The organism is Kribbella sp. NPDC000426, from assembly GCF_040300265.1.
In the GTDB taxonomy this organism is placed as follows: domain Bacteria; phylum Actinomycetota; class Actinomycetes; order Propionibacteriales; family Kribbellaceae; genus Kribbella.
The window spans coordinates 142,954-161,728 of the sequence record NZ_JBEPDK010000012.1; the positions used below are offsets into that span (position 1 = coordinate 142,954).

General features: G+C 68.2%; 13 protein-coding genes. 6 read left to right on the plus strand and 7 right to left on the minus strand.

Going from position 1 to position 18,775, the window contains the following annotated elements:
* Window positions 1-4: 4 nt before the first annotated feature.
* Window positions 5-1,258 (plus strand): low temperature requirement protein A, encoded by a 1,254-nt coding sequence (locus ABT313_RS42905; RefSeq protein ID WP_350866563.1) that lies wholly within the window; start codon window positions 5-7, stop codon window positions 1,256-1,258.
* On the opposite strand, the gene ABT313_RS42910 is transcribed toward ABT313_RS42905, so the two are convergent.
* Window positions 1,215-1,778, minus strand: a complete 564-nt coding sequence (locus ABT313_RS42910; protein ID WP_350866564.1) for a TetR/AcrR family transcriptional regulator — start codon at window positions 1,776-1,778, stop codon at window positions 1,215-1,217. The two genes, ABT313_RS42905 and ABT313_RS42910, sit on opposite strands and share 44 nt — an antisense overlap.
* A gap of 88 nt (window positions 1,779-1,866) precedes the next feature.
* Here ABT313_RS42910 and ABT313_RS42915 point away from each other — a divergent pair, with 88 nt between their 5' ends.
* Entirely contained in the window at window positions 1,867-2,775 is a 909-nt protein-coding gene (locus ABT313_RS42915; protein ID WP_350866566.1) for an SDR family oxidoreductase, read from the plus strand.
* Here ABT313_RS42915 and ABT313_RS42920 read toward each other — a convergent pair.
* Window positions 2,772-3,764, minus strand: a complete 993-nt coding sequence (locus ABT313_RS42920) for a Gfo/Idh/MocA family protein (protein WP_350866568.1) — start codon at window positions 3,762-3,764, stop codon at window positions 2,772-2,774. The two genes, ABT313_RS42915 and ABT313_RS42920, sit on opposite strands and share 4 nt — an antisense overlap.
* Before the next feature lie 11 nt (window positions 3,765-3,775).
* Entirely contained in the window at window positions 3,776-4,756 is a 981-nt protein-coding gene (locus ABT313_RS42925; RefSeq protein WP_350866570.1) for a Gfo/Idh/MocA family protein, read from the minus strand.
* A gap of 180 nt (window positions 4,757-4,936) precedes the next feature.
* On the opposite strand from ABT313_RS42925, the gene ABT313_RS42930 reads away from it, so the two are divergent.
* From ABT313_RS42930 to ABT313_RS42940, 3 genes are all read left to right on the plus strand, one after another.
* Window positions 4,937-6,085 (plus strand): ROK family transcriptional regulator, encoded by a 1,149-nt coding sequence (locus ABT313_RS42930; RefSeq protein ID WP_350866571.1) that lies wholly within the window; start codon window positions 4,937-4,939, stop codon window positions 6,083-6,085.
* A gap of 62 nt (window positions 6,086-6,147) precedes the next feature.
* Entirely contained in the window at window positions 6,148-7,872 is a 1,725-nt protein-coding gene (locus ABT313_RS42935; RefSeq protein ID WP_350866612.1) for a DUF4832 domain-containing protein, read from the plus strand.
* A gap of 17 nt (window positions 7,873-7,889) precedes the next feature.
* Complete coding sequence (locus tag ABT313_RS42940) at window positions 7,890-9,326, plus strand: DUF4832 domain-containing protein (protein ID WP_350866573.1); 1,437 nt, start codon at window positions 7,890-7,892, stop codon at window positions 9,324-9,326.
* Here ABT313_RS42940 and ABT313_RS42945 read toward each other — a convergent pair.
* The 4 genes from ABT313_RS42945 to ftsH all read right to left on the minus strand — a co-directional run bounded on the left by ABT313_RS42945 (window position 9,316) and on the right by ftsH (window position 17,746).
* Window positions 9,316-14,106 (minus strand): Ig-like domain repeat protein, encoded by a 4,791-nt coding sequence (locus ABT313_RS42945; protein ID WP_350866575.1) that lies wholly within the window; start codon window positions 14,104-14,106, stop codon window positions 9,316-9,318. The two genes, ABT313_RS42940 and ABT313_RS42945, sit on opposite strands and share 11 nt — an antisense overlap.
* Window positions 14,107-14,120: 14 nt before the next feature.
* Window positions 14,121-14,843 (minus strand): cobalt transporter, encoded by a 723-nt coding sequence (locus tag ABT313_RS42950; protein WP_350866577.1) that lies wholly within the window; start codon window positions 14,841-14,843, stop codon window positions 14,121-14,123.
* Window positions 14,840-15,490: a hypothetical protein gene (locus ABT313_RS42955; RefSeq protein ID WP_350866579.1), complete on the minus strand. Its 651-nt coding sequence runs from the start codon at window positions 15,488-15,490 to the stop codon at window positions 14,840-14,842. The genes ABT313_RS42950 and ABT313_RS42955 overlap by 4 nt, the downstream gene beginning before the upstream one ends.
* 177 nt (window positions 15,491-15,667) lie before the next feature.
* A complete protein-coding gene (ftsH, locus tag ABT313_RS42960; RefSeq protein ID WP_350866581.1) occupies window positions 15,668-17,746 on the minus strand; it encodes an ATP-dependent zinc metalloprotease FtsH in 2,079 nt (692 codons plus the stop codon).
* 64 nt (window positions 17,747-17,810) lie between these two features.
* Here ftsH and ABT313_RS42965 point away from each other — a divergent pair, with 64 nt between their 5' ends.
* Complete coding sequence (locus tag ABT313_RS42965) at window positions 17,811-18,752, plus strand: nucleoside hydrolase (RefSeq protein ID WP_350866583.1); 942 nt, start codon at window positions 17,811-17,813, stop codon at window positions 18,750-18,752.
* The last annotated feature ends 23 nt before the right edge of the window (window positions 18,753-18,775 follow it).

Here is an 18,775-nt window from a genome sequence, read left to right on the forward strand (position 1 = left end):
ACTGATGACGAGTCCGACGAAGGGACACACCGTGCCGAACGCCACGGTCCGGATCCGCGTGCGGATGACCGCACGGCCGATCGACGAGCCGAACCGGGTCTCCAGCCAGCTGGAGCTGCTGTTCGACCTGACCTTCGTGATCGCGATCGCCGCGGTCACCGAGCAGTTCGCGCACACGATCGCCGACGGTCACGGCGGCGACGGCCTGCTGCCGTTCCTGCAGGTGTTCTTCGCGATCTGGTGGGCCTGGATGAACTTCACCTGGTTCGCCTCGTCGTACGACACCGACGACGTGACATACCGGATCCTCACCATGGTGCAGATGGCCGGCGTGCTGCTGCTCGCCGCTGGCGTCCCGGCGGCCGCGGACCACGGCGACTACCTGATGGTCACGTCGGGGTACCTCGTGATGCGGCTCGGCCTGATCTCGCTCTGGCTGCGCGCGGGCATCGAGGACCCGGAATCACGCAGTACTCCGTTCCGCTACGCGTTCGGTATCGGGGTGTTGCAGCTGGGCTGGTTCGGGCGGCTGTATCTGGCCGATAACGGCGCGTCCGACACCGTGCTGCTCACCGCCTTCGTCGTCCTCGCGATCCTCGAGCTGTCGGTGCCGCTGTGGGCGGAGCGGCCGCGGGCGACGCACTGGCATCCGCACCACATCGCCGAGCGGTACGGGCTGTTCACGATCATCCTGCTCGGCGAGGCCGTCCTGGCCTCGTCGAACGCAGTACGGCGTGCCGTCGAGGAGACCGAGGTGAGTGCCGAGCTGATCGCGGTCGCGGCGTGCGGACTGGTCATCCTGTTCGCGTTGTGGTGGCTGTACTTCCTACGCCCCGCTGGTCCGCGGCTCGAGGAGCGCCGGGATCGCTCGTACCGCTGGGGTTACGGCCACTACGGCATCTTCGCGTCGCTCGCCGCGCTCGGCGCCGGCCTGGAGGTCGTCGTCGAGCAGACCAGCCACGACCTGCAGATCTCGCCGACCGCCGCGAGCTACTCCGTCGCCGTACCGACCGCCTGCTTCGTCGCCCTGTTGTGGGCCGTGCACCGGATCATCTCGGAGCCGTCCCGCATCCACCTCGGTACGTCGTTCGCCGGCGTGGTGATCCTGCTGCTCCTGCCGCTCGCGACCCCGCAGCTCGGCTCGGTGGCCGATCTGGTCCTGATCGCGGCGACCTGTGTCGCGCTCGTCGCGGTGGCGTCCTGGGACGAGAGCGTCAAGCAGTCAGGCCCGAAAGCGTCTTCAGCGTCGACCGAATGACGTCGACGATCGGCTCACCGTCAGGGTCGGAGATCCAGCGCTCGAACGACACCCGGAACACGGCGACCCCGGTCTCGGCCGCGAGCGGCGCGACATCGGGTGCGACCCCGCGCTCGAGCAGGCCGTTGGTGAGCGCGGACGTGAGCGCAGCCATCTTGATCAGCTCGCGCTCGCGCAGCTCCGGGGTCGCGTTGATGACGCCCTGACGACGGCGCGAATACTCCCGGCGGATGTCGTCGAAGAACTCCGCGGACGCCAGGACGGCGGCCGCGACCGCCTCCATCGGCGTCGCGTCCGCCGGCGCATCGGCCAGCGCCTTCACCATCAGCTGCTCGAGCAGCTCGGATCCCGCGAACAGCACCTCGCGCTTGTCCGCGAAGTGCCGGAAGAACGTCCGGGCGGTGACGCCGGCCCGGTCGGCGATGTCGGCGACGGTCGTGCCGTCGTACCCGTGCTCGGCGTACAGCGCCATCGCCGCCTCACGCAGTCGCCCGGCCGCGTCCGGTTCCCACCGTCCCATGGGTCGATCCTAGCTGATGTCATTGACTGACATCAGAACCTGTAGCATTGTGATGTCAGTCAATGACATCACCCGAAAGGTATCTCCCATGCGCGTGTTCATCACCGGAGCATCCGGACACGTCGGCTCGGCCGTCGTACCGGAGCTCCTGCACAACGGTCACTCGGTTCTCGGCCTGGCCCGCTCGGACGAGTCGGCGAAACGCCTGACGAGCTGGGGCGCCGAAGCTGTTCGCGGTGACCTCGACGACCTGGACCGCCTGCAGGCCGCGGCTGCGGCAGCGGACGGCGTCGTACACCTCGCGTTCCGCCACGACGCCATGCAGGCCGGCGACCTGGCCGGCGCTGCTGCGTCCGATCTCGCTGCTCTGCAAGCGATCGGCGACGCTCTCGCCGGCACCGACAAGCCGCTGGTCAGTACGTCGGGCACCGGCATGCTCGCCGGCATCGTCAAGGACCGGACTGCGACCGAGGACGACTTCGACCCGTCCGGCGGGTACCGCATCGACGCGGAGAACTTCGTCGTCGAACTGGCCGCCAAGGGTGTCCGGTCGTCGGTCCTCCGACTGCCGGCGATCACCCACAGCCGGTTGGACCACCACGGTTTCGCGCCGGCGCTGATCGCCTTCGCCCGCCAGAACGGCTTCGCGGCATACATCGGCGACGGGACGAACCACTGGCCGTCCGTGCACACTCTCGACGCCGCACAGCTCTACCGTCTGGCCCTCGAGTCGGCTCCGGCAGGCAGCCGCCTGCACGCAGTCCAGGACGAGGGCATCGAGTTCCGCATCATCGCGGAGGCGATCGGCAGGGGCCTGGACCTGCCCACCAGGTCGATCACGACGGACGAGGCACCGCAGTACCTCGGTTATCTCGCCCGGTTCGCCACGATGAACAGCCCGGTGTCCTCGGCCCGGACACGTGAGCTGCTCAGTTGGCAGCCCACGCACCCGGGCCTCCTCAAGGACCTGGCGGAGGGTTTCTACTTCGAGGGTTAGACCTTCAGGACCGGCGCGATCGTCTTGGAGCGCGAGCCCTCGTACGCCGCGAGCAGGATGCCGAGGACGGCGATCCCTTCCTCCTCGGTGTGCAGCGGACGGGTCTTGCCGAGCAGGGAGTCGGCGAAGTGGCCGATCTCGGCGACGAACGTGTCGACCGGCTCGAAGTCGAACGTCTCGGTCTCGCCGGACCGCAGGCGGTAGGACAACGTCGTACCGTCACTGGTCAGTGAGCCGAGCTCGCCGACGGCGGAGAAGCGTTCGGTGGACGCGGCCGGCTGGTAGGCCCAGCTGGTCACGAGCTGCCCGACGACTCCGTTGTCGAACTTGATCAGGACCTGCGCGGAGTCCTCGCCCTCCATGAACTTCAACCGGTGCGTGGACAGCATCGCGGTCGCCTCGACCGGCAGCCCGCCGGCCAGGTGCAGCATCAGATAGGTGGGGTGGTACCCGGTGTCAATGAGCTCGCCGCCGCCACTTGTCTTGCTGCTCGCCCGCCAGCCCATCGAGCTCGGGTCGAAGTCGTTGTAGAAGCTGTCGGTCGTCCGTACCTCGTATACGGTGCCGATCGTGCCGCCCTGCAGCAGCTCGCGCGCCTTGGCGACCGCCGGCATGAACAGCTGGTTGTGCGCACACATCAGGGTCACGCCGCTCTTGACCACCGCCTTGCGCACATCGGCTGCTTCCTCGGCCGACAGGCACAGCGGCTTCTCGCACAGGATGTGCTTGCCGGCCTCAGCCGCTGCGACGATCGCGTCGCGGTGCAGGTGGTGCGGCAGACAGATGTCGACCGCGTCCAGCTCCTCGTTCGCGAGCATCTCCCGATAGTCCGTGTACGGCGTCGCGCCCAGCTCCTCGCCGCGCTTGGCCGCGGTCTCCTCGACCGCGTCCGCGACCGCCGTCACGCCGATCTTGTCGGCGTGCTGCCGGTAACCCTTGATATGCGCCGACGCGATCCCGCCGGCACCGATGAGTCCAACCTTGATCATCGGACGTCTCCTCACTTGTAGGCGATGGCGTTACCGGTCCTGGCGGCCTCGTTCGCGGCCACCACCAAACGGGTCAACTCGACTGCGCGCGCGATGTTGTCGTCCGCGCGGGTCCCGTTGGTGATGTGATCGACCCACTGCGCGAACGCGTCGGTCGAGTGCTCCGGTACGTCGACCTGCTCACCGTTCACCAGCAGCACGTTGCCGGCATCGGTGTAGGTGAGCGTCCCGTCGGTGCCGAACAGCTCGATCGTGAACGGGTTGTTGCTCGCGAACCCGGCCTCGATCACGCCGATCTTCTGGTCCGGATAACCGACGACCACGACAGCGTTGTCTTCCAGACCGCGCTCGGCGATCGAGCGGTACGTCGCACTGACCGTGTCGGGCTGCGCGCCGAGGAACAGCTGGGTCAGGTACACCGGGTGGCAGCCGAGGTCGGTGAGCGCGCCACCGATCGCGGTCGACGGCTCGAAGAACCGCTGCGGCAACCAGCCCTCGACGCCGTCACGCGGGATGGCGCCGTCGTGCGAGAGCCGGACCCGGCCGTACGTGATCGTGCCCAGCGTGCCGTCGTCGATGACCTCGCTGATCGCCTGCGTGTAGCCGTGGTACAGCCGCGGCAGCGACACGATCAGCTTCACGCCGGCCTCGTCGGTCGCGGCCACGATCTCCTCGGCCTCGGCGACCGTCGGCGCCAGCACCTTCTCGGTGAAGATGTGCTTACCGGCCTGCGCCGCCTTGACCATGATGTCGCGGTGGGCGTCGGTCGGCGTCGTGATCACCACGCCGTCCAGGTCCTCCCGCGCCAGCAGTGCGTCGAGGTCGCCGGTGAACTCGACACCGAACTGTTCGGCGGCGGCCGTACCGCGCTGGGCGTCGTCGTCCCAGACGGCCACCAGGTCCGTTCCCGGGTGCGCCTGGGCCTGCCGTGAATAGTCCCCGGCATGCACATGCCAGAAGCTGAGGGTGGCGATCTTCAGTGGGTTGGACACTCTGGTCTCCTCATATCGGAAGCATTCGGAAACGTTTCGGATCGACCGTCGGCAGATCACGGTACAACGTTGTCAGGAGGTCTGGACAGGGGTCCGGCACGCCCTTTCACACGCTGAGACCAGCGCGCAGCCGGAGTGCTTATAGTTATCCAGGAGTCCTGGATAACGCGAGGAGCTGCGATGACCGAGGAGCCGATCGGCGGGGATCTCTCGCGGTTGCGCCAGCTCAACGCATCCGCCGTACTGCGGGAGTTGCGGGGCGATCAGCCGCTCACGCTCACCGAGTTGTCCAAACGGACGGGACTGTCGCGCGCTTCGACCGAAGATGTTGCACGCGACCTGCTCGGACGCGGCTGGCTGGCCGAGGTCGCGCCGGCGTCGGGGTCGGTCGGGCGGCCCGCGCGACGGTACCGGTTCAACGCCGGGGCCGGGCGGTTGCTCGGGGTAGACATCGGCGGACACAAGGCGCTGGCCGTCGTCACCGACCTCGACGGCGAGGTGCTGAACCAGACACGCATCACGGTCGATCCCGCTGCCGGCCGGCGCGAGCGACTCGCGGTGCTGGACCGCTGCGTGGCGAAGGCACTGGCCGGCGCGGGCGTCGAGGCTGGGCAGATCTGGTCGACCGGCGTGGCAACCACCGGCCTCGTCGACGCCTCCGGCAAGGTCATGCTGTCGGACTCGTTGCCCGAGTGGAGCGGCGTAGACCTGACCGCCCACGTGCGCCGGTTGGTGCCCGGCCCCGTCCGGGTGGAGAACGACTGCAAACTCGCCGCCCTCGCGGAGACGTGGCGAGGCGTCGCCCGCTACGCAAAGGACGTCGTCTTCCTCCTCGCCGGTCTCCGCACCGGCGCCGGCCTGATCATCGACGGCAAACTCCACCGAGGCTTCGCCAACTGGTCCGGCGAAATAGGCGCCCTCCCCGCCGCCGGCTGGCTGCGGGCCCCGGAACACCTCACCAGCTGGCTCGAGGGAACCGCGGCCTCCGCCTCGGCCTCCGCTCCGGTCGAGTTCGAGAGCGTGTTCATCGCGGCTCGCGCGGGTGACCGGGGTGCCGTCCGGGCCATCCGTGACTATGTGCGGGATCTAGCTGTCGGTGCGTCGGCGCTGGTGCTGACTCTGGACCCTCAGTTGGTGGTGATCGGGGGTGGGTTCTCGCGGTCGGCGGACGTGATGGTGGAGCCGTTGCGGCGGGAGCTGGACCGGTGGTGTCTGCGGACGCCGGAGATCCGCGTCTCCGCGTTCGCCGACGAGGGGGTCGCGCTCGGCGCCGTACGGCTCGCGCTCGACGAGGTCGAGGCGACGATCAGGACCGGCCTGAGACCTTGACATAATTTTCCTGGACTCCATGATTATTCCCATCGCCCCGCCCAGCGAGAGGAAGCATCGTGATGCGTCCGTTCCGCCTGCTCAGCGCACTCCTCACCGGTACGCTGCTCGCCGCCCTCCTGGTCTCCCCCGCCCACGCGACCATCAGCAGCCCCACCGCGACCAACACCGCCACCACCGTCACCTACCGCTTTGCCTACACCGGCACCCCGCAGTTCCTCCGCGTGTACGTCGACACCGACCGCAACGCGTCGACCGGTTTCGCCCAAGCAGGCACCGGCGCCGACTACCTACTCGAGAACGGCATCCTGTACCAGCACACCGGCAGCGGCTGGAGCTGGACGCTGGTCGGCACAGTCACGTTCTCCAGCTCGGGCGGAGTCGCCCAGTGGACGGTCAACCGCTCGGACCTCGGCGAGACCGCGACTCCGGGCGATGCCGACCTGACCTTCCAGGTCGAGTCCCCGCTGGAGACCTCGACCAAGCTCACCCAGACCTACTCCTCCGGCGGTTCCGTCACCTACACACCGTCGACCGAGAACTTCGCCAATCCCGAGCGCGGGTTCTATCACCACACCGGCGACTGCGACAAAGCCGACTTCTCCCAGAGCACCCTGCAGACCTACCGGACCGGCCAGGGCATCTCACTGGTGATGTGCGTCTTCTACCTGGCGGAGTACAAGAACGGCGCGATCGCACAAGCGGCTCTCGATCAGCTGCAGCAGCAGATCGACACCGTGCGGGCGGCCGGTCTGAAAATGGTGCTGCGCTTCGCGTACACGACCTCGACCGCGGGCGACGACACCACGAAGGACCGGATCCTCGCTCACCTCGACCAGCTGGCGCCGTACCTGAACTCAGGCAAGGACGTCCTCGCGGTTGTTCAAGCCGGCCTCATCGGTGCCTGGGGCGAGTGGTACTACACGCAGAACTTCGGCAACGCGGGCACGGTCACGTCCACCGACTGGGCCAACCGCAAGGCCGTCACCGACAAGCTGCTGAGCGTCGTGCCGTCGTCCCGGATGATCCAGCTCCGTACTCCCAAGTTCAAGCGCACCATGTACTCGACCACCGCCGTGCAGCCGGGCAACGCCTACAACGGCTCGGCCTTGTCCCGGATCGGCCACCACAACGACTGCTTCCTCGCCAGCGCCGACGACTTCGGCACCTACGAGAACCCGTCCGTCGAGTACCCGTACCTCCAGGCGGACACGACGTACGTCCCGATGGGCGGCGAGACCTGCGGCTCGAACCCGCCGCGGTCCAGCTGCCCGACTGCGACCGGGGAGCTCGCGCAGTTCCACTGGTCGTTCATCAACACCGACTACGAGCCGACCGTCCTCAACTCGTGGAACACCGGTGGCTGTCTCGCGGACATCAGCAAGAACCTCGGCTACCGGTTCCGCCTCGAGTCCGGCACCTACGCCGCCAGCGCCGTCCACGGCGGCAGTCTGCCCGTGAGCTTCACCGTCCACAACGACGGCTACGCGACCCCCTTCAACCCCCGCAACCTCGAGCTCGTACTGCGGAACACGTCGTCCGGCTCCACCTACAAACTCGCGATGAGCTCCGACCCGCGCCGCTGGACGGCAGGTACGTCGACCACGGTGTCGCAGACGCTCACGCTGCCCACGAATCTTCCGGCAGGTTCGTACTCCCTGCTGCTGAACCTGCCGGATCCGCTCCTGTCCACCCGCCCCGAGTACTCCATCCGCCTCGCGAACCAGGGAACCTGGGACGCAAGCACCGGGATGAACTCGCTCCTGCACACGCTCACCGTCAGCTAGTCCGAGGAGACATCCGCATGAGACGACGGCTTGCCGCAAGCCTTGCGGTGGTTGGGTTGCTGCTCCCGACCCAGACCGCAATGGCACACCACGCTCCCCCGAGTACCACGGTCAGCTACACGACCTCCGACGCAGTGATCTCGAACCAGGAGCGCGGTTTCTACCACCACGCCGAGACGCACTACTACGCCGACAACTCCGGCTACGTCCCGCTCGACGTCACGAAGCTGCGGAACTTCCGCACCCAGGAACACATCACCCAGATCCTGCGCCTGTTCTACCTGGAGAAGTTCTCCAAGCAGGACGTGATCGACAAGCACTATCTCGACCTGATGCAGGCCGACTTCAACACCGCGCGAGCGGCCGGCGTGAAGATGATCGTCCGGTTCGCCTACGCGCTGCCCGGTGACGGCTGGCCGCCGCCGACGCCGTACGGCGACGCTCCGGTCGCCCGGGTCGTCAAGCAGATCAAGCAGCTGACGCCGATCCTGCGGAAGAACGCCGACATGATCGCGGTCGTCCAGTCCGGCTTCGTCGGGCTCTGGGGCGAGGGCTACTACACGGACTACTTCTCGAACCCGGCCGACCCGAGCCAGGTCTCGGACCAGAACTGGGCCGACCGCAAGGCCGTCATCGACGCGCTGCTGACAGCGCTGCCGAAGGACAAGATGGTCCAGGTGCGGACGCCGTACATGAAGCAGCGGATGTACGGCGTGCCGACCGGCACCGCGGGCGGGCTGACCGCGCAGCAGGCGTACAACGGGTCCGCGGTCGCGCGGATCGGGCAGCACAACGACTGCTTCCTGGCCAGCCCGGACGACTTCGGGACCTACCTGAGCGACCCGATCCAGCTGGACAAGGATTTCGTTGCCCAGGACACCAACTACGTCCCGGAGGGCGGCGAGACCTGTGGTGTCGACGCGCCGCGGTCGGAGTGGCCGTCGGCGTCGGCCGAGATGGCCGCGCTGCACTTCTCGTTCCTGAACATCGAGTACCACCCGGACGTGCTGGCGAGCTGGGGTTCGAACATCGAGATCGCCAAGCAGAAATTGGGGTACCGGCTCGCGCTGACCCAGAGCACTGTGAGTCAGTCGCACGGCAAGGTCGACGTCGGCGTGAAGATCCGGAACGACGGCTGGGCAGCGCCGTACAACCCGCGGCAGGTGCAGTTGGTGTTCCAGAACTCCAAGCACACCTACCGCGTCAACGTGCCGGCCGATCCGCGTCGCTGGGGCGCCGGCCAGACCGTAAGCCTGAACTGGAGCGTCAAGATTCCGGCGGGTAAGTACAAGGTCCTGCTCAATATCGCGGACCCGAAGCTGCAGTCGCAGGCGCACCTGCCGGGTTCCACCGAGACCTACAACGCCGTCTATGCGGTGCAGTTGGCCAACAACGGAACCTGGCAGGCGAGCACTGGTTACAACGACCTAGGGCAAACGGTGACTATCGGATAGGTGCCCACGGCCCGTATTGGTCGCCCGGAGCCTGGTTCCGGGTCCACCACTTGGCCTGGTAGCGCTTGTCCTTGTAGAGCACCACGTCAGGTTTGTCGAAGATGCGGGACGGCGTCCACAGCGTCGTCCCGTCTTCGGTCATCGCGAGCTCCTGCCACGCGCCGTACGCATCGCCCGGCGGCAGCAGGATGCTCGCCCAGGCCGCCTCGTACGGCTTGCCCTGATACGACACCATCGCGCCGGCCTTGTACAGCGTCTTCGCGTTCCACGCCGGCGGCAGGTTCACGGTCACGCCGACCGTGGCCTGCGCCGGCTCGAAGGTGTCGCTGCCCGGGTATGACGCGGTCAGCGTGTGCACGCCTGCGGCCAGACCGACCGGCAGCGTGAACGTCGCCTTGCCGTTCGTCACGGGCGCCGTACCGCGCACCTTCGTGCCCTCGCGCAGCTCGACCGTCCCCGTCACCGGCAATTTGCCCGCGGCAACGTTCACGGTGACCTTGGCCGCGTTACCCCATTGAGCGGTAACAGCAGCAGCGGTCAGGGCCGGCTGACCCTTGCGGGTCCGGAACACGGCCGGCTGCGCGACCGCGATCCCGTCGTCCGCACTCGTCGCGGTAACGACCCAGCCGTACGACGTCGCCGGAGTCAGGCCGCTCCAGGTTGTCGTCGCCGTACCGTTGGCGACCACATTGTCGGTGCCGATCACGCCGTTCGGCACGTACGCCGCCAGCGAGTCCGTGGTGAACGACGTCTTCCTCGTGGTCAGGTCTACCGGCAGCGTGAGGTTGTCCTCGGCGCCGTTGTACCGCGGCTTCGTCTGACTGCCGTCCTGGCGGATGTCGTACTCGGTTGCCCCGAAGTTGTTCAGGAACGGCGAGTACGTATCGATGTGCATCTCGGCACGCTTCACGTCGAACTGCAGCAGCCGGAGGAAGCTCGCCCCGAACTGCAGCCGGTCGGTCGCCTTGTGGTCCGGCGTACCGTCGCCGTTGACGTCGATGTTGCCTGCGGCATCGACCAGCGTCGGCCAGAGCTCACCCGCGGGCACCGTATAGAACTGGTAGTCCGCCAGCAGCTCGACCACGTCGTGCGCAACCGTCACGCCGACCTTGGTCTTCAGGTTGGTGCCGACACCGTGCTCGTGACCGGCCAGCACCAGGAAGACGTTCGGGTTGCTCTCGACAACTTGTTTGTACAGCGGCGAGCCGTCCGGCGACGAGAAGCCGGTGTCGCGGCCGTCCGGGTTCGTCGACGGACGCAGGTAGTCGTGGGACAGCAGGATTCCGTTACGGTCCTTGTATCGCTTGAAGATCGAGTCCGCCCAGTTGGCTTCCTGCGGCGTCACGCCGTACGACAGGCCGACCGCGACGAAGTCGAGCCCGCCCGCCGAGAACAGCACGTAGTTGTTCTGGTTGTCCTTGCCCGGCGTGATCGACCCGTCCTGGTTCACCTTCTCGTCCCAGGCGTGGTACTCCGAGCCCGCCGGCCAGCCCTTCGCGACCTGCTGGTACCGCTCCGCGCTGAAAGTCTTGCTGAACCGCGAAGCCGGACCGGTCTCGGCGCCGAGCTGGTTGTCGTGGTTGCCGGCGATGACCTGGTTGACGACGCCCTTCTTGTCGAGGATGTCCTGGTAGCTCGACGCGAGCGCGAGCTCCTTCTCGACCTCCTCGTTGAGCCCGGGTCGCTGCAGCGAGCCGTCCGGGTTCTTCGCCAGCGGGTCGTAGTAGTCGTTCTCGATCACGTCGCCGGTGTGGGCGGCGTACTGGATCTTGCGGCCGGCGCTGTTGTCGGCGATCCACTGCACCTCGTTGCGGTACGCCGCGGCCCAGATCGCCTGCTCCTCGGCGGTCATCACGTCGCTGGGCTCCTTGACGCCGTCCCAGTCGTCGTAGGTCCCGCCGGCCGCGCCCTCGGTCAGGTACTGCGTGTCGGTGAAGTGCGCGATCGAGAAGTCGTACGACGCCGGGTCCTCGAAGTGGTCCTTGTTGTCCTGCGCCGACGCGTCCCGCGGCGACAGGTCGTCCGCGAACGGGTCCTCCCCCGTCACCAGCACGTGCACCACACCACCGTCGCGGTACTGCGCGGGCACCGGCGCGGTCAGCACCGTGCTCTCCCCCGCCGTACCCCGTCCACTGGTCAGAGCGACCCACTTCTTCGCGGTCGGGTCCCACGCCCGCAGCGCGACAACTCGCTTCGGGTCGATCGTCCCCTCCCACCGCAGCGTGCTGTCCTGGCTCACGTTCAGGTCGTACCGCTGGAACACGACATCCCGGCTGGACGTCGTGTCGACCGTCTTGCCGTCGAGTGGCTTGAGCGAGTTCACGTCGACCGTCTTGTCGTGCGCGACATCCAGCGAGGTCGGCACATCGGCGGCCTCGCCCTGGTACCCCTGAACCGGGGTGACCACGTCGGCCTTGGTGAACGTGGCGTTCAGCTGCACTCCGGTCTCGCCGGGAATCTGCGCGGTCAGCCTCGCGGTCTGGTCGTTCACGCCGGTGACCGCGGCGGTGAGGTTGGTAGGTACGTCAGGGATGCTCGCGCTGGTGAAGTGGATCTCGCGAGTCGCCGTGTTGCCCAGTGTGTCGGCCGCGGTCACCGCGATCGTGTGCGCACCGGCGGGCAGGCCGTGACCGATCTGGTCGCCCTGCTTCACCGGGGTGCCGTCCAGTGTGATCAGCGGCGTACCCGACAGTCCGGTCGCGTCCTCGACGTTCACCATCAGCGCGATCGTCGACGTGATCCGCTGACCCTCCGCCGGGACGCTGCTGTCGACCGTCGGCGCCGAGTTGTCGACGGTGAAGTGGCGGGTCGCGGTCTTGTCCGCGACGACCGCCTCGATCGTGTGCGCGCCGTCCGCGATCGCGGTGGTGTCGACGTCCGCGCGCCGGCCGAGTGCCGGGAGCGGCGACCCGTCCGGTGCGGTGACGTCGAACGTGACCGTCTTGCGCAGCTCGGCGTTGTGGCTGCTGCCGCACGTGCCGTCGCCGATGTAGACGGTCACCGGCGTACCGACCGGGTACGTCGCCGAGCCGATCGTGACGTTGCTCTCGGCAATCTCCTTGCTCAGCTGGGTCGCCTTCGCCCCGTCCGGCATGAGCTCGAAGTCCCGCATCGTGAAGTCGTCGAAGTTGTCGCAACCACCTGGCTTCGCGCTGCCGCGGTCGTTGCCGGCGACGAACTCGAGCACGTTGACGCCCGGCACCAGCCACTCGTTCGGGAACGCCAGCTCGGCGGTCTCCTTCTCCCACACGCCGAAGTCCAGCGGGATGCCGTTGATCAGCACCTTGTTGTCGTACCCGTTGTCCGAACCGTTGCCGCCGACAAACAGCTTGAGATGCGCGTCGCCGCCGCTGCCGAGTGTGTCGACCGTTCGCGTGACCGGAGCGTCCGCGACCGTGAAGTGGAACTCGGCCTCCTTGTTCGCACCGCACGTTCCGTCGCCCAGGGCAAGGATCGCGTCGGTCGTCGCGGTCTTCGTGGTGGTCGAACCGGTCGTCGTCAGCAGGTACGTCGTCCCGCGGGTCACCGAAGCAGCGGCGGAGAGGCTGGGCGCACTGAGCTTGAAGTCGTCGTGGTTGGCGCAGGTCGCGCTGTTGACGGTGCCGTTGTAGTCGCCGGTCTTCACCTGGACGGTGTTGTCACCGAGCTTCAGGTAGCGCTGCGGGAACTTGACCGCCGCGGTCTCCGCGCCGCTCACACCGTAGTCGCCACCGAGGTCGACACGGTTGCCGTTGACAAGCAAGTAGTTCTGGTACCGCGCCTCGACCGAGTTGCCCGCCTCGACGGTCACACCGAAGGTCGCCGTACCGGCGGCCAGCGTCTCGTCGTTCTGCGCCGGGCTGCCGTCGATCGCGAGCGACTCGACGCCGGAAGGGGCGTCGCTCGGTACGGCGGCGATCACCGGCTGCTCACCCTTCACCACGATGCCGTCGGCCGGCGTGATCTTCGCGGCGCCGGCCGGAGCGTTGTTGACCTGGACGCTCGCGACCGTGGTCGCGCCGGAGGCGGTGGTCGCGGCGATGGTGTGTTCGCCGTTGGTCAGCTGCGTCGTGTCGAGGTCCTTGCGGAGTCCCGCCGTACTGCCGGGCTCGCCGGAGACGACGAAGGTCAGGTCCTGCGTGAGCAGGTGCTTCCCGCTGCCGCAGGTACCGTCGCCGAAGCTGTAGCTGAAGTCGTTCTGCTCGCCGTCGATCGCGATCCCGAGCAGGCTCAGGCTGATGCTGCTCAACGGGAAGTCGTCGTAGTTCGGGCAGCGAGCGCCCTCGCCGTACGGCAGGACCTCGTAGCCGACCGCGGCGGTGTTCGTGGTGTCCACCCAGGCGGCGCCGGCGTGCACCGTGACCGTGTTGACGCCGGTGTGCAGCCACTCGCCTGGCAGGTCGAGCTTGCCGCTCTGGCCGCCCGGGATGTCCGGGAAGAACACCTTGTCGGTCCGGCCGTTGACCGTGAGGTAGTTGTGGTACCGCGCTTCGGTGCCGTTGCCGCCCATGTCGAACGCGAAGTGCGCCGTACCAGCCGTCCGGTCGGCGTCGACCTGCTGACCGTCGATCTTGAGCGCGACCACCGAGTCGTTCTCCGCGCTCGGCTCGGCGGTCACGGCCGTCGTACCCTCGAGGGTCTGGCCGTCGCGGATGCTGAGGGTGGGCGCGCCGGTCGACTCGGCCGCGGCAGCCGCTTGCGCACCCGACGTGGTCGAGACGATCGCGGCGCCGGAGCCCGCGACCAGAGCGGCCGCCAGCATCGCCGCGGCGGCTCGCCACCGTCTGAATGTGAAGGTCATGTCAGGGTCTCCTTCTACAGGCGGGCCGCGAGCTGCGTTGCGGCGTACGCGGTCATGACGACGCCGGCCAGCGTGATGCCGGTGGCGGCGAGGAGGGGTGCCACGCGCGTGGCGACGTACAAGAGGTGATGCGAGCGACCGCCGTGGACGACGACGTTGCTACCGGCAACCGCCAGCAGCCCGACGCCGAACAGCACGACCGCCATACCGATTCCGAACGTGATGACCAGCAGCAGGGCGAAGCCGGCGCGGCCGAGGAACAGCCCGGCCACCAGCACGAGGAAGGCCGACGGCGAGGGCGTCAACCCACCGGAAATCCCCAGCAGAAACAGCCCCGGCCGGGATGTCTCATGACCATGGCCGTGCCCGTGCCCGTGTCCCCGTTGATGCTTGTGCCGTCTGAACAACCAGATGCCGGTAGCAACCACCAGTACGCCGCCGACCAACTGCAGGCCGGTGGTCAGCTGCTCCATCTGCACCAGATCGGACAGCGACAGGAACGTCCACGCAATCCCGATCACGAGCACCGACAACGTGTGCATGACGGCGACGGACCCACCCAGCCAAGCCGCGTCCCGCACCCGTCCGCGCTCCCCCACCAGGTACGCCGCCGCAAGACTCTTCCCGTGCCCAGGCATCACCGCATGCCCAGCACCGGCAGCAAATGCCAGCACGAACGCGACCGGCGGTACACCGGGCGAATGCATGAACCCCTCGAGCTGATCGCCAAGACTCATGAGCGCCGCCGCCGTACGCCGAACACACCTGCGACGACCAGCAGAACCGCGCCGGCCACAGCTCCCAACTGAACAGCTGCGCTGCGCCCGAGGTGCGACTCCTCGACAGCACCCAGCGTCCAGTCGTGCCGGTCATTCCCGTCGCCGTACACCGCACGCGCACCGTTGGGCCCGGTCGCGAGTGTCTTGTACGCCGGGTTGAGATCCGTCAGCGTCTTCACGGTCACCGACACCTCGCCGACCGCGGCCGGACAGGTGTAGTCGATCGACACCCCGACCTTCGCGAGATCGGCACCCGGCTGCACGGCGCCGGGGCAATCCTTCCCGCGGCTGGCAACCGTGATCTGCCGGAGCAGGTACCCGCTGAACTTCGGCGACGGACCCATCGCGACCGCGTCGGCCGGCTGGTAGATCACCGCGCCGTCCATCATCACGCGGTCCCGCGGCAACACCCCGAGTGCGACGCCGAGCAACGTCAGGTCGTCGAGCCCGCCGACCTTCCAGCGCAGGTGAACAACGGCGCCCTCACCCGCGATCACAACAGTCTGCGGGTCCCCGAACGGATGCGCCGCCGCCGGCTGCACTCCGCCTACCATCGCCACGAACGCAACAGCGATCCCTGGCAACAGCCGTCCGAACCTGGGCAAGCGTCAACGCTCCGAGCACTCGCGGTCCCCCAAGACACGCGCCACACGCAACCGCGCCGGACTCTGTCAACGCCCAGGTAACGAACCACCCCTCTCAGGTGGTCCTCAGGCGACGCGCAGGTGAACGGTTCCCGTCATCACCATCCAGCCGGAAACTATCTTCCGGCTGGACGGCGGCTAGGACGCGTCGTCGCGAGCCGACGTCTGCGGCTCCGGGGTCAGCTCCGGTCGGTTGTTGTGCGGGATACCCGCCGCGGCGTACGCGTCCGCCTCGTCGAGAGTTTCGTGGAGGAGGAGTTGTTCGGCGATCGAGTCGAGCCGCGGACGATTGTCGCGCAGCAACCGCCGGGCGTCGGCGTAGCACTGCTCGATCAGGCTGCGGACCTCTGCGTCGACGGTGTTGAGCAGCTCGTCCGACACACCCGCCGTACGCGCGTCGCCCTCGGACGGGAGGATGGACACCGGGCCGATCGCGTCGGACATACCCCAGCGGCCGACCATCGAGCGCGCGATCCTGGTCGCTGTCTCCAGGTCGCTCTCGGCGCCCGTGGTGACGACGCCGAGCACCTCCTGCTCGGCCGCCATCCCGCCGAGCGCGCCGATGATCCGGCCGCGCAGGTACTCCACGTCGTACCCGTAGCGGTCGGCGTCCGGCGTCGACAAGGTGACGCCGAGCGCGCGGCCGCGCGGGATGATCGACACCTTGCGGACCGGGTCCGCGCCCTTCTGGATCATCCCGAGCAGCGCGTGCCCACCTTCGTGGTACGCCGTACGCCGGCGCTCCTCCTCGGGCATGACCACGTTCCGCGCCGCGCCGAGCTGGATCTTCTCGAGCGCGTCGGTGAGATCGCGCTGGGTGATCTGCGACTCGCCCTGCCGCGCCGCCGTGAGCGCCGCCTCGTTGAGCAGGTTGGCAAGATCCGCGCCGGTCATGCCCGGCGTGGACTTGGACAGCGCGTTCAGGTCGGCGTCCGGCGCGAGTGGCTTGCCGCGCGCGTGCACCTTGAGGATCGCCTCACGGCCCGGCTGGTCCGGCGCGTTCACGGTGATCGTGCGGTCGAACCGCCCGGGCCGCAGCAGCGCCGGGTCGAGGACGTCGGCCCGGTTCGTGGCCGCGAGCGTGACCACGCCCTCGGCGCCGGAGAAGCCGTCCATCTCGGTGAGGATCTGGTTGAGCGTCTGCTCGCCCTCGTCGTGCCCGCCGATCGAGCGGGCGGCGCCGCGGGCCCGGCCGATGGTGTCGATCTCGTCGATGAAGATGATCGCCGGCGCCACCTTGCGCGCCTCGCCGAACAGTTCGCGGACCCGGCTCGCGCCGACGCCCACGATCATCTCGATGAACTCCGACGCGCTCGCGGAGAAGAACGGTACGCCGGCCTCGCCCGCGGTCGCCCGCGCCAGCAAGGTCTTGCCGGTACCGGGTGCGCCGGCCAGCAGCACGCCCTTCGGCGCCCGCGCCCCGAGCCGCCGGTACTTGTCCGGATCCTTCAGGAAATCGACGATCTCCTCGATCTCGGCCTCGACCTCGTCGATCCCCGCGACGTCGGCGAACGTCACCCGCACGGTGGTCGGATCGACCGGCTTCTTCTGCTGGCCGCCGCCGAACAACCCGCCGACCCCACCGAGACCGCCCGCGGCCCGCTGCCGGCGGAACAGCCACCAGTAGAACAACGCGATCAGGATGAACGGGCCGAGCGAGATCAGCAGGTTCAGCAGCACGCCGCGCTGCGCGACCACCGGCGTCGCCCGGACCGTGGCGCCGCCCTTCTGCAGGTCGCCGTACAGGTTGTCGTTCGCGAACGTCGGCCGCTCGGTGGTGAACTTCGTGTAGTTCTGGTCGGTCTTGCCCGGCACCGGCGCGGCCGCCTTCAGCCGGCCCTGGATGGTGTCGCCGCGGGCGAAGATCTCGGCCACGTTCTGCTTCTGCACCTGTGCGGTGAAGTCGGTGTAGGCGATCGTCTGCTGGCTGCCGGCCATCTGGTCCTGCATGGTCGTGAGCAGGAACAGCACCAGGTACCCGCCGACGATCCAGGCGGCCCACTTCCACCACTTCGGGCGGCGCGGCTTGCCGCCGTCGCCGTGACCGGGCGGCAGTCCCTCGGTCCGCCACGGCTTGTGCGGGGGCCGCTGCGATCCGTCGCTGCCATCGCTCTGCCCGGAACCCTGACCAGAATTCTGACCGGAGTCCCGGCCCTGGCCCGGCCCGCGGTCGGCCGTGGACTGATCCTGGGACGGCGGCTGATCCTTGTCGCTCATGTGCCCAACATAGGACCTGAACCGTCCCGGAAACAGCAACAACTCCAGCGTCGTACCCTGACGCATGGCTGCGCCTACTCCCGTACCCCTCATCCTCGACTGCGATCCCGGCCACGACGACGCGATGGCGATCCTGCTCGCGGTGGCCGATCCGGCCGTCAAGCTGCTCGCGGTGACGACCGTGGCCGGCAACCAGACCGTCGACAAGTGCACGCTCAACGCGCGCCGGGTGCTGTCGCTGGCGGGCGTGTCCGGCATCCCGGTCGCGCGCGGCGCCGATCGGCCGCTGGTACGCCGGTTGCGCATCGCGGACGACGTTCACGGGAAGACCGGCCTCGACGGACCGCTCTTCGACGACGAGCCGTCGGTGCCGGAGTCGCCGTACTCCGCGCACGAGCTGCTGGTCGACGTACTGCGGACGACGCCGGCGACGATCGTGGCGACCGGGGCGCTGACGAACATCGCCCGGCTGCTCTCCGACGAGCCGGGCCTGGCCGCGAACATCACCGAGATCGTCTGGATGGGCGGATCGACCGACCGCGGCAACATCGCGCCCCTCGCCGAGGCCAACGCGTACGTCGACCCCGAGGCGGCGGACCTCGTCGTACGGTCCGGGGTGCCGGTCACGATGTGCGGGCTGAACGTGACGCACCAAGCGCTGGTGACGGCCGACGTACTCGCGCGCTTCGAGCAGCTCGGGACGCCGTTGGCGCGGGTGTGCGCGGAGTGGATGACGTTCTTCGCGTCGACGTACCGCGAGCTGTTCGGCTTCGAGTCACCGCCCCTGCACGACCCGGTCGCGGTCGCGCGGGTGATCGACCCGGCCATCGTCGGCTGCGTCGAGGCGAACCTGGTGATCGAGACCCAAGGCGAGTGGACCGCCGGCGCGACCGTCGTGGACCTCGACGGCTACACCGGTCGCCCGCCCAACGCCCGGATCGCAGTCGCCCTCGACCAGGACGCCTTCTGGAACCGGATCGTCGCCGCCGTGTCTGCTGTCAGCTGAAGACCCTTCACGCTGGAAGACGT